Below are 14,482 nucleotides of genomic sequence, written 5' to 3' on the forward strand. Positions count from 1 at the left end.
GCCGATGGGACGGAGCTGGCGCCGATAAAGATCATGACCGGCATGATGTACGACATCATCGCCATTTGCGGCATTTGTTCTTCGGCCATCGACGGCGAGAGGCGGAGCGAGATGAACGTCGTCAACGCCGCCAAAACGGGCAAAATGAAATACGGATCGCGGTGGCCAAGCTCGACCCATAGGAACGAGTGGGTTTTAATTTCTTGCGTCCGCGAAATCGCGTAATAAAGCGCCATAAAAATCGGCATTTGAATTAACACCGGCAGGCAGCCGCTCGCCGGATTGACGCCGTGCTTTTGGTACAGCTGCATCATTTCTTGCTGGAGCTTGCGCTGCGTTTCCGGGTCTTTGCTTTTATATTTTTCTTGCAGCTTCAACAATTCCGGACGCAGCTTTTGCATGGCGAGTGATGCGCGGAACTGCTTCAAAATGAGCGGCAGCAAGCAAAAACGGACGATGAGCGTCAGCACGATAATGGCGATGCCGTAGTTGTCGCCAAACCAGTGCCCAAGCGTCAAAAGGAGCTTCGACATCGGGTAGACAAAATAATGGTTCCAAATGCCTTGGCTATGTTCATTGATCGGTTCGTTGCGGTTGCAGCCGGAAAGAAGCAAGACTGCACCAAGCAGCACCAATACCCATTTTTTCATGAAAAGCCCTCCTTACTATCATGTTGCAAAATCATGCCGTTTCATCATAAAGGAAAGGGCCTTCCATCCTCATCCGTTCGGCTTGTCCGTTCCCGAACGGGAATTTTCCGCCGCTGCGGCAAAAACAGCGGGCGCCATGGAAGCGCCGCTCGTTCGGCGCCTCCTCCCGCCTCCCGCTCGCGAACCGAGGCCAACGCCGGCTCGTAAAACAATGATTTCGCTGTCCGATGTGCGCCCATATACCCTTTCATGATGATCCATAACGCGCCGACAAGCGACATATACACAAGCAAATCAATAGGCGCTTCCATGCGTCCCGTCCACCCCCTTTTGCCCCGTCCATCTTCTCTTCTCATACAATAGCAAACTTTCCATCAAAAGAAAAGCAACAATTGATCACATCCGCTCCAAGCGGTGAAATGCCGGCTCGTCAGCCGCCAACATGGCGAGCTCTCCGCTTTCATCAGCCGAAAATGCCGCCTCAAGCTCTTGCTTCGCCTCATCGAAGCGTCCAAGCAGCGCGAGACAGCGGGCTCGTTCGTAGCGAAGTCGAGCATCTTTGGCCATATGGACGCACCGTTCAATGGCAGCCAAAGCCCGCTCAATGTGCCCTGCCGCTTCATAAGCAGCCGCGAGCTGCATATTCAGCTCTTCATCCTCAGGATACCAATCGGCGTAGCGCTCCCAAAGCGCCGCCGCTTCCTGATAGCGGCCCGTTTCCATATACTGTTCGCCAAGCAACATGAGCGCCTCACGGGCGAGCGGTTCTTCCGCCACGATCGCCTCCAGCTGCCGCTCGGCTTTCTCGTGCTGCCCTTCTTGAAGCCAAACGACCGCCTGCAACACGCGCAGTTCGACATCGTCCGGGTCATCAGCCACTAGCCGTTCAAGCCACCGCTTGGCTTCTTGGCGCTTCTTCTCATCGTCGGCCTTCAACAAGTGTTCGACGAATTCACGCGCCAATGAAGGATCCCAAACGCGGGCGAGCGCCCGGCGCCACGTTTTGATGGCATCGTCCTCCAGCTCGATCGCCGCATAGAGGCGGGCGAGCTGCCCATAGGCTTCCGCATGGCTGCGATTGAGGCGAATCGCCTCCTCATACAAATCAATGACGATCGAAAACAAGGAAAACCTGCCCATCCATTCTTTCGCTTTTGTCCACCACCGCACCGGCTCGTCGCTTTCGTTCTGTTCCTCTTCCAAATACGGAAGGAGAGCGGCGGCCGCATTCCGATAAACAACGCTTTTCGCCTCACGGCCGATCTTCAGCCGCTCCAGCCGGTGGCGCAGCTTCCCTAAGCCGCGCATCGTTTTCGGGAATAAGGCGACATATGCCGAATACAACGATTCATCGTCGGGATGGCGCACCATCAACCGCTCGAGCAGCTTGATTGCCTCTTTCGTGCGTCCTTCCCGGCTAAGCACATTCGCGTAATGACGAAGCACTTCACTGTGATCCGGGTCAAGAGCAAGCGCCCTCTCGACCGCCGCCTTTTCTTGATCGCGGCGTCCGAGCGCTCCATATACATACCCGAGGCTGTCATAGTACCACACATCTCCTCCACGCGGACGGGCATCGGCCAACGCCTCAAGCAGCGCCGGAGGCTCTATGATCGCTGCAAGCTGTTCGCTATCCACTCGCAGCGGAGCAAGGCGAATCGCCTGAAGCAAATGCGCGTGCTGCCGCTCTTCGTTTCCTTCTGCCTCATAGAGCGCAGCTAAGCGAAAATGGCAGAGGACAAACGACGGATCGGCTTTGAGACACGCCTCATAATGTTGTTTCGCCTCTTGGTAGCGTCCGAGCGAGGCGCACAGCTCCGCCAGCCGGAAGAGTGAAAGCCAATGGCCCATGGCGGCGGCTTCTCGGTAAAACGCCATGGCCTTGGACGGCCGGCCTTGCCGCTCATAAAGGACGCCGAGAGCGGAATGGGCCGAAGCGAGTTTCGGGCGAGCCGAGACAAGCTGTTTCAAAAACGCCCGGCCGCGCTCTCGAAGAGTTGGCGTTGTCAGCTGGTCGATGTAAAACTCGTACGCTTCTTCGGCATCAAACTCGGCGAGGCGCAGCCCTTCCTCCAACCACGACAGCGCCGTCTCGCGTCCTTCCTCCTCATCGGCGAAACCGTGGGCGATGAGCCATTTGCCTGCATTGAGCCAATATTCGCTGTTGTTGGCAAAACGGGTGCGCTGCTTGATTACATACCGGCGCGCCGCTTCCACATCCCCGCGCTCCGCGAGGGCGGCCGCCAAGCCTAGATGGGCAAACACGTCATCGCTGTCATGGCGGATCGCCTCTTCGTAGCACGAAACCGCTTGTTCCGCCTCTCCTTCCTCCATATAGAGATCGCCAAGGCGGACGTAAAGCGGCGCCAACCGCCAGGCGGCGGCCAATCCCTCTTCCAACACCGCTTTCGCTTTTTCCCGATCACCGTCGTCATCATACAAGTCAGCCAACATCAAATACGGGTACGGTTCCTGCGGGTCGAGCGCTTTGGCGACGCAAAAGCCGCGTTCCGCCTTGCGCCGGCGGCCGAGCTCCCGATCGCAGCGGGCCCGCTCATACCAAAGCTGGGCATCCCGCCGTTCGCGGCGCACAAGACGATCAAACCAGGCGCGCGCTTCGGCAAACCGCTTCGCGTGGAACAACAGCACACCATGGTTCGTTTCGATAAACAAATCGCCCGGATATAAGCTGACCGCTACGCGCGAAGAGATGAGCCCTTTTTCGATATGACCGGCGTACGCCGAGGCGAGTCCGAAATAGCTCCACACTTCCGGCTGATCTGGGTCCAACTGGAGCGAGGTGCGAAAATAGCGAGCCGCCTCTTCGTAGCGGCTGGCAAAAAAGGCGATTCGGCCGCGCAAATAATGGTAGAGCGGGCTTTGCGCCTTTCCTTTCACCCGTTTGAGCACGTCTTCAGCCTTCTCCATTTCTTGCGTGTAGACATACGCTTTCGCCGCCATCAGCAGCAAGTCGTTATGTTCGGGATACTCGCTCAAGACGCGCCTGGTGTAATCAAACACAAGCGGCTTCGCCTCATCGCTGCTAAAATGCTTCATGACATACAGCCATGTGTACGGGATGTGCTCATGCTTGCGCAAAAAGGCGACAAACGCGTCGAAATGCGCCTGCTCGTCCTCATCCATCTTTTCGGCCAACGCATGCAATTCGCGGAAATAGCGGTCTTCCTCTTCGGGGAGCTCGGCGGCGAGCGCCGCTTTTTCCCGGGGAAGCGCCACAATCGACAAATAATGCGTCCCTGCATACCATTTGGCAAGCTCGTCCTCGGAAACAACAAACGGATCAAATAGATTCGGGTCTTGCACGTACAACGCCCCAAGCCGCTCGTCATAGCCAAACAACACCTGCACGTGCGATGACTGTTCATAATCGACGCTTAACAGCACCGGAACGTCCTCATCAATCAGCCGCTTCCAACGAAGCGGCGAGCCGACGAAAAAGCGGCAAACAAAGCCAAGCTCTTCCAAATAATGAACCGTCGTCGACAATTTCGATCCGCGCACATCAAAAATATGTTGGGCCACTTCATCCTGCGTACGGGGGGAGCCAAGCAATCGAAGCATCATTTCCAAACTTGCCGGCACGCAATAGTTATGCTTTTGCACGACCGGCACAAGCGGCAGCACCACCGACCGTTTCCTTTGCCGCCCAAGCGCTCGGGCGTACGGCGTTTTTTCAAGCTGCGGCTCCGCTTTCACAAGCGATTCAAGCTTCTCCCATTCGTCAAGCTGGTAATACAGTTCGGCGCGCAAATGGGCGAAATAACGGCGATGCATATGAAGCGGATTCAGGCGGTCAAGTTCATCCATCGCCGCGAGCGCCTCACGGTAGGCGCGCACATCGCGCAAGCGGCGCACGCGCTCAGCGTAAAACGCCAGCACTTGCGGAAAGCGCCGCCCTCCTTCCTCCAAAACGGCAAGCGCCTCGTGGTGGCGGCCGTCAAGAGCGTACAAATCCGAAAGCAGCAAATAGCACATGTCGCCGCGCTCCGGGTCATCGAGACCGGCGCGAATCACCTGTTCGGCGCGCTTCCGGTCGCCGGTCTCGATATAAAAATAGCCCCACTTGTCATGCATCGGCACCGTCTCATAGCGGGCAACCACATCCATCCATTCGTGCGCCTCATCGATCCGCTGCATATCCAATAAAGCGCGCACCAACGCAAACGCCGCCCGGGCGATCGATTCCCTCGGCTCCTCCACCCGGCCTTCGAGCGCTTCTGTAAGACGCGGGGTGAGCGCCTCTTCCACATCGAGCGGCCGGCGGTTCTCGAGCCACTCATCACACACCCAAGCGAGCGTCTGCAACGTGTTGAACTTCCGGTGGGCGTACCGCGCGACAAGCCCGCTATGCCGGTACATGAGCGCATAATCAAACAGCCGGATGAGCGCCCGAAACGGCTCGATGCTGTCCCATGACGCCATGAGCGGCCGCCATTGAAACAATCCCATGTTTTCTAAATGCGGCCGCACCTGGGCAAGGGCATCCACGATTCGTTTTTCTTCAACGAGCAATGCGATCGGTTTGATATGATTCATACAAAGAAAACTCCCTTATTCTTTTTCCAGCTATTTATAAGTGTAGAACAAGCCCGGCAAAACAGCCACATATTTTTTCACAAAAATACCGACAAACAAAAAATGGCCTCTCCTTTGAACAGGATCAGCCATATACCGATTCGTTTTATCCGGCGTGCTTGGCGAAAAATTCGAGAGACCGTTCAATAATCATCGGTTGATCGTAATCGAGCGTCGCCACATGGTAGCTGTTTCGGAGGCGGACGATCTCTTTCTCCGTCGATGAAATGCCTTGAAAGATGATGTCGGCGTTTCCCGGCGGCACGACGTGATCTTCGTCGGAGACAAAAATCAACGCCGGACAGACGATGCGATCGAGTTTCGCTTTTGTCTGTGCCATCAGCCTAGCCAGCTGAAGAAGCGAAGCGGTCGGCGTTTTCTCGTATGCCAGCTCTTTCACATCCGGATTTTTCAAGTCCGAACCGATCGAATCCAGATACCTCGGCAGCTCGCCCCCGCCCGTCATCCCGGCGGCGATGGCCGGGATGTCGACAGCGGCGTTAATCGGCACGATGCCGCAGATGTCTGGGTGATGTTCCGCCAAATAAAGCGTGAGCGTCCCGCCCATCGACAGCCCGGTGACAAAAATGGTTTGGCATCGTTGTTTCAGCCATCCATATCCTTCTTCGACCGAGGCGACCCAATCGTGGAATGTCGTCCGTTCCATGTCTTCGTAATGCGTTCCGTGCCCTTTTAAGCGCGGCAGGCAAACGGTATAGCCGGCTTTCGCATACGCTTCAGCGAGCGGGCGCATGCTGTGGGGCGTGCCGGTGAATCCGTGCACGAGCAGCACCCCGACCGGCCCGTTTTCGGCGTAAAACGGCTCGGCGCCAGCAGGCGATCCAAGCGGAATTTGAGAATGTCTTTATGATGTACTTGCCGCGCATTTGCGAGCATTGCCTCAATCCGTCATGCGTATCGAGCTGCCCGTCAGGCGCCATGTACAAACGCGACGAGGACGGCATCGTCCTCGTCGACCAAAACGCCTGCCGCGCTTGGCGGTATTGCGTCACAAGCTGCCCGTACAAAAAAGTGTATTTCAACTGGCAAACGAACAAAGCGGAAAAATGCACGCTCTGCTTCCCGCGCATCGAAGCCGGCATGCCGACGATTTGTTCGGAAACGTGCGTCGGCCGCATCCGTTACATCGGTGTGATGCTGTATGACGCTGACAAAGTGAAAGAAGCGGCGAGCGTCACAGATGAGAAACAGCTGTACCACGCCCAGCTTGATATTTTCCTTGATCCAAACGATCCAGCCGTCGCCGCCGCCGCGAAAGAAGCCGGCATCCCGGACGAATGGATCGCCGCGGCGCAGCGCTCGCCGATTTACAAAATGATCGTCAACTGGAAAATCGCTTTGCCGCTGCATCCGGAATACCGGACGCTGCCAATGGTATGGTACATTCCGCCGCTGAGCCCGATCATGAATACGATCGAAGGAAAAGGAAGCCAAGCGAGCGCCGATGACATCTTCCCGGCCATTGATGAAATGCGCATTCCGATCGAATATTTGGCGAATTTGCTGACGGCGGGCGATACGGCGCACATCCGTACGACGTTGAAAAAAATGGCGGCCATGCGTTCGTATATGCGGGCGAAACAAACGAACAAACAGCCGGACATCCGCCTCATTGAATCGCTCGGCTTAAGCCGTGAAGACATTGAAGAGATGTACCGTTTGCTCGCGATTGCCAAATACGAAGACCGCTTCGTCATTCCAGCATCGCACCGCGAAGAAGTCGCTGACTTGTACGCGGAACAAGGCAGCTGCGGGCTTGCATTTGCCGGCGGCCCGGGCGCTTGCGGCACGCTGTAAAAGGAGAAAGAAGGCGAGCCCCGCCCCTTCAACAATGAAATGGAGGATTTACGATGAACAGCGAACAACAACAAACGGTCTTTCTATGTGTATCGTATTTGTTGTCTTACCCGGACGAACAGTGGGCCGAATCGCTTCCTGACTGCCTAGACGCCATCCGCTCGCTTGACGATGAAACCGTCCGTGCGCCGCTTTTGGCAGTGGCCGAACAGCTCGCGGTCACCCCGGCTCGAGAGCGGATGGAGCAATATGTCGAAACATTTGATTTCGGCAAAAAAACGAATTTGTACTTGACGTATATGACAAACGGCGAGCAGCGGGAGCGCGGAATCGAACTCGTCGCCTTAAAAGCGCGCTACGAGGCGGCCGGATTCGCCGTCTCCGATCACGAGCTGCCCGACTACTTGCCGCTCATGCTTGAATGGATGGCCTATGCAGATCAAGAGCATACGACCGCCTTGCTCGCCGATTATGCCGGCCATATCCGCGAAATCGGCGACCGGCTGGCAGCGGCAGGCAGCCCGTATGCACAGCTGTTTGACGCGCTCAATCACACATTCACTCAACTCGGCGTGACGCCGCTCCCGAAAGGAGGTGCAACGGCATGGCCAGCCAATTTCTCTGGGTGATTGTTCCGTATTTGGCGCTTGTCCTATTTGTCGCCGGCCATATTTGGCGCTACCAGCGCGACCAGTTTGGCTGGACATCCAAATCAAGCGAACTGCTTGAAAAACGGCAGTTGCGCCTTGGAAGCCTTCTCTTTCACTGGGGCATTTTGTTCGTGTTTGTCGGCCACGTGATGGGCATTCTCATTCCCGAGCCGTTTTACGAGGCGCTTGGCGTGACAGAAGAGATGTACCACGCCCTCGCCTTGGCAGGCGGCATTCCGGCCGGCTTGGCGGCCTTCGTTGGTTTCGTGATCCTTTTTCGCCGCCGCTTGACGGTCAAGCGCGTACGGGTGACAAGCAGCACCGGCGACTGGGTCGCGCTCGGATTTTTGCTTGTCGTGATCGCCAGCGGGTTGTCGTCGACGTTTCTGAACATCGATTCGCACGGGTTTGATTACCGGACGACAATCGGCCCGTGGTTTCGCGGCCTTCTTACGTTCCGTCCGAACCCAGCTTATATGGAAGCGGTGCCGCTTTGGTTTCAGATTCATATTCTCGCTGCATTCGGTTTGTTCGCCGTCTGGCCGTTCACCCGTCTCGTTCACGTATTCAGCTTCCCGCTCCGCTACTTGCAGCGCAGCTACGTCGTCTATCGAAAGCGAATGCCAAAACAAGCAGAGCCGGTCAACCGCGCCAAGTAAGCGAGCGGCGGGCGTCACATCAGGAACCCTAAACTGAACAGGCGGAGGGGGCAAACCGATTGCCTAACAGCCTGCCTGTCAACTTTAACGGCGGCGGGAACGAAACAACGTGCGCTTCCGCATACCCTAACGATCGCATAACAACCTGCCAACAAATGAACCAATAATAAAAAACAGGATGCCCGTCGTTTGGGGCATCCTGTTTTCCATTTGTTACTTAGTTAATGCGCGCAAACAGCTCCTCTTTCTCCGCATCGGACAACAACTGCTCGGCCATCGGGAAGAGCACGTTCTCCTCTTTCATGAAGTGCTCATCCAAAATATGATACGCCTCAATCACCGCGCCGGCAAGCGTCAACGCCTGCCTGCTGTCGATGTTCTCCGGCAGCTGGGCGGTCTTTTCTAAAAACATGGAAAGGCGCGTTTTCGCCTGTTCGTGTTCGTATTCCATAACGGCGATAGGGCCGGTCGTCCGCCCGATGTACCGAGCCATCATTGGGAACAATACGCCTTCTTCCCGCTCCGAATGCGGATCTAGGGCGGCGACGAACGATTCAACTTTTTCTCTCAAATCAGCGAGCGGCTCACGCCAGTTGCGGTCATTTTCCCCGCGGCCGATCGCCTCCGCTGCGGCAAGCAGCTGCTCCATTTGGGCGCGCAGCGGGCCGTGTTCTTGTTTTAATTGCGCCAGACCGGCGCATAATTTCACCCCTTCAGGGCCGCCCATATGGCAAAATGAATGCATCATCAATTCCTCCTTTTTATGATCCGTCCGTTGTTTCCATTATACTGTGTGCAGCATCTCCATCGTTGTGAGTCATATCACACCGCCGACAGGCAAGCGCAAAAAAAACAGCACGCTCGCCCCCATGAGCGACGCGCCGTAGCAAATCCCCGCCGAACCGTGCTCGCCATCTGCTGGAATGAGCTTCGTTTCATGCTCGCCCCGCCCTTTCATATAAAACAACCCTCAACAGGGCTTATTGTTGAAAATAACGGGCAAGCGTCACAATCATCGCTCCCATCCGCTCATGTTCCGGGGCGATGACGCGATCGACTCCCTCTTCTTCCAATGCTTCTTTTGTCACTTTGCCAACGGCGCAGGCCACGACATCGGTGCGAAACGCGTCAAGCAGCGGTGCAATCTCTTTTTTCTCGCGGGCGAACGAAAAGAAAAAGCGGACTTGCATCGCCGATGTAAAACAGACGGCATCGACTTCGCGCCCGACGATTTCTTTATACAATGTCGCCAGTGTCTCCTCATCCGGAGCGATATGCCGGTATGGCAACAATTCCGTATACAAAGCGCCTTGTTCAAGAAAAAACTGCTTCAAGGCTGGCGCGGTATCGCCGTACAGCTGTACAACAACGTTTTTTTCCGCAAAGTCGTGCCCATAAAGAGCAGCAATCAACCCTTTCGTCGTCCCGTCCTCGCTTGCGGCCACCGGGGTGACGCCGATTTGTTTCAACGCCGTCACCGTTTTATAGCCGCGGGCAGCCACGTTCGCTTCCTTGATCGTTCGATGCCATTGAGCAGCCATTCCCTCCCGGTCGGCCGCTTCCAACAGCGCCTCAAAGCCGATTCCCGTCGTAAATACGATCCAGTCCGGCCGCATGGCGATGACGGTTCGCATTTCCTCTCCCAGTTCGCTTCCCTTTGAAAAGACGGTCCCTTGCGCCGGACGAATGATGGCCGTTCCTCCTTGCTTTTCAATAAGCGTTGTCATTTCGTCCAGTTTGCGTGACGCGCACAAGGCAATCCGTTTGCCATGCATGTCCCTTCCCCCTTATGGTCAGTCGTTCGTCCTTTCCATTCTAAAAGATAGTCTTTGCCTATGCAACAAAAACCATTCCGCTCCCTGGCACATCGCAACGCGAATGCCGCCTTCATTGGGTATAGAGCCCAGCGCAACAGAACAGACCGCAGGCAGAAACAGCCGACCACCATCAAAAAAACACGCGCCCAAAGACGCGTGCCCTCCGTTCAACGAGTATGTACCATGGCCTCTTCTCCCCGACGGTCAAAGGAACCGATGATGCGCGTCGGCTCGACGGAAATGAGCCGGTCCAACGGAATGTTCATCGTCTTTGGCGAGGGCGTAAAACGGCTCGGCGCCCGAGAGCACCGGATATTGTTCGCTCATCTTCCTCTCCCCCTTATCTAGTCAAATCCGTTCCTCTCACTATATTCGCCGCCGCACCTCTTTTTTCCTTTTTTGATCGGACGCCGTTACCACATCGACAACCATGACCGCCACCATTCGTGAAACAAGCCGTTGACGCCAAAATAGACGAATGCGATCCAAGCGATGCCAACCAATGCTTTCTCCATCCCTTTTCCCGTCCGATAGAGCGGCACTTTCCACCGCTTGGACGAAAACGGCCAAAACAGCGGCACCCCTTGAACAGAAAAAAAGTCTTCCACAATATGAAACAAGTAGCCGAGCACGAGCCCAGCGGTAAACGGCGACGCCGAGTCGCGCCAGACGAGGGCGGCAAGCACCCCCCAGACGATGAGCGAATGCGTCATGCCGCGATGGCCGAACGCTTCTTTTACTTTCCCCGCGACGCCGAACGAACGGCGGCCGACGTATGACGACGGCTCGTCAATGTCAGGAAGAAGGCTGCCGATGACAAGCCCCGCCGTATAGGCGGCGGTAAACGGCAGCTTTGTATGCGCGGCCGCCGCCGCGCCGAGGCATAATGTGGCAATGACATGGCTGGAGTATCGCAACGAAATCCCCTCAAACTTTTATCGTTTTCCCCATTATACCACAGAAAAGAATATTTGTTCGTTTCTTTGACGGATTTGTGACAATGATGCCAAGTGTGACAAAGTTAACATCGCGTTATTGACATCATGGCTATAGTTAAAAGTACACAACGCTAATAAGGAGTGAAGCAAATGAAACGAAAACGATCTCCGCTTGCCAACCGTTTCAAATATATTCGGCCGATCGAGCGCCAAGCCGACGGCCATAGCGAAACAACCTACGGCGACCGCGCCTGGGAAGATGCGTACCGTCGCCGCTGGCAGCACGACAAAGTCGTCCGCTCGACCCATGGCGTCAACTGCACGGGGTCGTGCAGCTGGAACATTTACGTCAAAAACGGCATCGTCACCTGGGAAGGACAGCAGCTCAACTATCCGTCGACCGGGCCGGATATGCCGGACTTTGAACCGCGCGGCTGCCCGCGCGGCGCGAGCTTCTCATGGTATATGTACAGCCCGCTGCGCGTCAAATACCCGTATGTCCGCGGCATCTTGCTTGACATGTGGCGCGAGGCGCTCTCCCATCATCCAAACAACCCGCTTGAGGCGTGGAAAAGCATCGTTGAAGACCGCGAAAAAGCGAAGCGCTACAAACAGGCGCGCGGGAAGGGCAGATTCGTGCGCGTCAGCTGGGATGAAGCATTGACGCTTGTCGCCGCTTCCTTATTGTATACGGTCGTCAAATACGGCCCGGACCGCAACGTCGGCTTCTCCCCGATTCCAGCCATGTCGATGGTCAGCCATGCCGCCGGATCGCGCTTCATGCAGCTGATGGGCGGGCCGATGTTAAGCTTCTATGATTGGTACGCCGACTTGCCGCCGGCGTCGCCGCAAATTTGGGGCGACCAAACGGACGTGCCGGAGTCAAGCGACTGGTACAACGCCGGCTACATCATCACCTGGGGCTCGAACGTCCCGCTCACCCGGACTCCGGACGCTCACTTTTTAGCCGAAGTGCGCTACCGCGGCACGAAAGTCGTCTCCGTCAGCCCAGATTACGCCGAGTCGACAAAATTCGCCGACGACTGGCTGTCGGTGAAGCAAGGGACGGACGGCGCCTTGGCGATGGCGATGGGGCATGTTATTTTAAACGAATATTACGTCAAACGGACCGTTCCATATTTTGAACGATATGCCAAAACGTACACCGATTTTCCGTTTGTCGTCACCTTAAAACAAAACGGCGGCGCATGGACGGCCGGCCGCTTCTTGTTGGCGAAAGACCTTGGCAAACAAACGAACAATGCCGAATGGAAGCCGGTCATCTATGATGAAAACACCGACTCGTTTGTCGTGCCGAATGGAACGATCGGCGCTCGCTGGGAAGACAAAGGAAAATGGAACTTGCGTCTTGTTGATGAGGAAACAGAACAGCCGCTTGAGCCACGCCTGTCGTTTTTAGGGAGCGAAGATGAAGTCATCTCGATCCAGCTTCCATATTTCACCGCTGAGGGCGGAAAAACGATCGAACGCGCGGTTCCAGTGAAAAAAGTGCAAACCGTAACAGGAGACGTTTACGTCACGACCGTCTATGATTTGATTTTGGCCAACTACGGCATTGACCGCGGCATCGGCGGCACAGTCGCCCGCTCGTACGATGACGAGGTGCCATTCACGCCAGCATGGCAAGAAGCGATCACCGGCGTCGACCGCGAACTCGTCGTGAAAATCGCCCGTGAGTTTGCCGACAACGCGATCGACACAAACGGCCGGTCGATGATCATCGTCGGCGCCGGGATCAACCATTGGTTCAACTCCGATACGATTTACCGCGCCGTCTTGAACCTTGTCTTGTTCGTCGGCGCCCAAGGGGTGAATGGCGGCGGTTGGGCCCATTACGTCGGGCAGGAAAAGCTGCGGCCGGTGGAAGGATGGCAGACAATCGCCACCGCCCGCGACTGGGTCGGACCAGCGAAATTGCAAAACGGCACGTCATTCTTTTACTTTGCGACCGACCAATGGCGCTATGAAGAGCGGCCGGTCGATGAGCTCATCTCACCGCTGGCCAAAAAAGCGCGCTATTCACACCCTGGCGATTACAACGTCTTGGCCGCGCGGCTTGGCTGGCTGCCGTCGTACCCGACGTTTAACAAAAACGGCATCGAGCTGTATAACGAAGCAGTAAGCCATGGAGCCCGCACGCCGGAAGAGATCGGCGCCTACGTCGCGAAACAGCTGAAAAAGAAAGAATTGCAGTTTGCGATCGAAGATCCGGACAACGAGGCGAATTTTCCGCGCAACTTGATCGTCTGGCGCGCCAACTTAATCTCAAGCTCCGGCAAAGGGCACGAATACTTCTTAAAACATTTGCTTGGCACGACGAACGGCTTGTTAAACGATGACCGCGACAGCCTGCGCCCGGAAGAAATCCGCTGGCGCGATGAAGCGCCGGAAGGCAAGCTCGATCTGCTTGTCAACTTGGACTTCCGCATGGCCGGCACAGCGCTCTACTCCGATGTCGTCCTGCCGGCAGCGACATGGTATGAAAAACATGACTTAAGCAGCACGGATATGCATCCGTTCATCCATCCGTTCAATCCAGCCGTGCCTCCGCTCTGGGAAGCGCGCTCGGACTGGGATATTTTCAAATCACTTGCGAAAGCCGTATCTGATGTCGCCAAACAAGCCGGCTTAAAGCCGATGAAAGAAGTCGTCGCGAAGTGGGGGTAGTTGACTAGACGCATTTGCCGGTTGTAAACAAACAGTTTGCGCGTGTCCTGATACAGCTTGACCGGCAGCACGACCGCTTCCCCTTGATAGGTTTTTACACGCACCGGCTGCTTCTCGGCAATCCACGCCGACAGCTGTTCATACCATTCCATTCTGATTGTTCCCCCTTCTCATCCGATCCTACTTATGATTATAAACGGAAAAAGCGGAAAAAAGGGGGAAAGAAAAATCAACAAATTCGACGAAGGGATGACAAACCGTGTCGATAAATGTTCAGCGCACGGAAATGTTCCGTGCGCCTTTGGAGGTGGTCAGCGGTGGATCAACACACGCGCTGCCGTGCGGTCAACGCTTTCACCGATGACGCGGATTTTTAGGCCATAGTTGGGCACGTTCCGGCCGGCGTCGACGGCCCCTTTATTGTCATACGACCGGCTGTCGTCAAACACCGGCGTCGGCGATGTATCGTTGTCGATCAGCTGTGAGCCATTGATTGCCACGCGGAATGGGGCTCCTTTTTGCAGGCTGAACGCCGCATCGTGCACTTGATAGCGAGTCGACGCTGTCGTATTGCCCGACCATTTTAACGTATGCTGGTCGGCATCCACAACGCCAAGAAACCCTTCGCCCGGATGGACGCCCGTCCAGTTGTTGTCATAGCCTTCA

Annotated in this window: 10 protein-coding genes and 4 pseudogenes; 4 read left to right on the forward strand and 10 right to left on the reverse strand. The window is 55.9% G+C overall.

Annotated elements, in window-relative coordinates; all coding sequences use genetic code 11:
- The 4 genes from yidC to VU18_RS07885 form a co-directional block, all read right to left on the reverse strand.
- Positions 1-650 (reverse strand): membrane protein insertase YidC (yidC, locus tag VU18_RS07870; RefSeq protein WP_047757914.1); only part of this gene is annotated, 650 nt, incomplete at its 3' end.
- Between the two features lie 44 nt (positions 651-694).
- The gene (locus VU18_RS07875; RefSeq protein ID WP_011231313.1) at positions 695-961 is read right to left on the reverse strand and encodes a hypothetical protein; all 267 of its coding nucleotides are present in this window, start codon (positions 959-961) and stop codon (positions 695-697) included.
- An 85-nt stretch (positions 962-1,046) separates the two neighbouring features.
- The gene (locus VU18_RS07880; RefSeq protein WP_021322598.1) at positions 1,047-5,207 is read right to left on the reverse strand and encodes a bacteriocin-processing peptidase family protein; all 4,161 of its coding nucleotides are present in this window, start codon (positions 5,205-5,207) and stop codon (positions 1,047-1,049) included.
- A gap of 145 nt (positions 5,208-5,352) precedes the next feature.
- Positions 5,353-6,099: a carboxylesterase gene (locus tag VU18_RS07885; RefSeq protein WP_047757901.1), complete on the reverse strand. Its 747-nt coding sequence runs from the start codon at positions 6,097-6,099 to the stop codon at positions 5,353-5,355.
- Between VU18_RS07885 and narH the strand changes: the two are divergent.
- The 3 genes and pseudogenes from narH to narI all read left to right on the forward strand — a co-directional run.
- Positions 6,087-7,064: pseudogene (narH, locus tag VU18_RS07890) on the forward strand (nitrate reductase subunit beta); the annotation flags it as partial. The gene VU18_RS07885 and the pseudogene narH sit on opposite strands and share 13 nt — an antisense overlap.
- 53 nt (positions 7,065-7,117) lie before the next feature.
- Positions 7,118-7,693 (forward strand): nitrate reductase molybdenum cofactor assembly chaperone, encoded by a 576-nt coding sequence (gene narJ / locus VU18_RS07895; RefSeq protein WP_014195921.1) that lies wholly within the window; start codon positions 7,118-7,120, stop codon positions 7,691-7,693.
- Positions 7,669-8,373 (forward strand): respiratory nitrate reductase subunit gamma, encoded by a 705-nt coding sequence (narI, locus tag VU18_RS07900; RefSeq protein ID WP_014195922.1) that lies wholly within the window; start codon positions 7,669-7,671, stop codon positions 8,371-8,373. The genes narJ and narI overlap by 25 nt, the downstream gene beginning before the upstream one ends.
- A gap of 217 nt (positions 8,374-8,590) precedes the next feature.
- Here the strand turns inward: narI and VU18_RS07905 are convergent, their stop codons facing one another.
- The 5 genes and pseudogenes from VU18_RS07905 to VU18_RS07920 form a co-directional block, all read right to left on the reverse strand.
- The gene (locus VU18_RS07905; RefSeq protein ID WP_021322595.1) at positions 8,591-9,118 is read right to left on the reverse strand and encodes a hemerythrin domain-containing protein; all 528 of its coding nucleotides are present in this window, start codon (positions 9,116-9,118) and stop codon (positions 8,591-8,593) included.
- Positions 9,119-9,229: 111 nt separating this feature from the next.
- Positions 9,230-9,331: pseudogene (locus VU18_RS07910) on the reverse strand (pyruvate synthase alpha chain); the annotation flags it as partial.
- 22 nt (positions 9,332-9,353) lie between these two features.
- Entirely contained in the window at positions 9,354-10,148 is a 795-nt protein-coding gene (locus tag VU18_RS07915; protein WP_014195925.1) for a uroporphyrinogen-III synthase, read from the reverse strand.
- Positions 10,149-10,394: 246 nt separating this feature from the next.
- Positions 10,395-10,517 carry a hypothetical protein gene (locus tag VU18_RS21085; RefSeq protein ID WP_255351084.1) on the reverse strand — a complete coding sequence of 41 codons (123 nt, stop codon included), beginning with the start codon at positions 10,515-10,517 and terminating at the stop codon, positions 10,395-10,397.
- 86 nt (positions 10,518-10,603) lie between these two features.
- Complete coding sequence (locus VU18_RS07920) at positions 10,604-11,107, reverse strand: metal-dependent hydrolase (protein ID WP_011231316.1); 504 nt, start codon at positions 11,105-11,107, stop codon at positions 10,604-10,606.
- A gap of 171 nt (positions 11,108-11,278) precedes the next feature.
- Between VU18_RS07920 and VU18_RS07925 the strand changes: the two are divergent.
- A pseudogene (locus VU18_RS07925) lies at positions 11,279-13,804 on the forward strand (nitrate reductase subunit alpha); the annotation flags it as partial.
- 323 nt (positions 13,805-14,127) lie between these two features.
- Here VU18_RS07925 and VU18_RS19740 read toward each other — a convergent pair.
- Positions 14,128-14,482: pseudogene (locus VU18_RS19740) on the reverse strand (immune inhibitor A domain-containing protein); the annotation flags it as partial.

It is taken from the genome of Geobacillus sp. ZGt-1, assembly GCF_001026865.1.
In the GTDB taxonomy this organism is placed as follows: domain Bacteria; phylum Bacillota; class Bacilli; order Bacillales; family Anoxybacillaceae; genus Geobacillus; species Geobacillus thermoleovorans.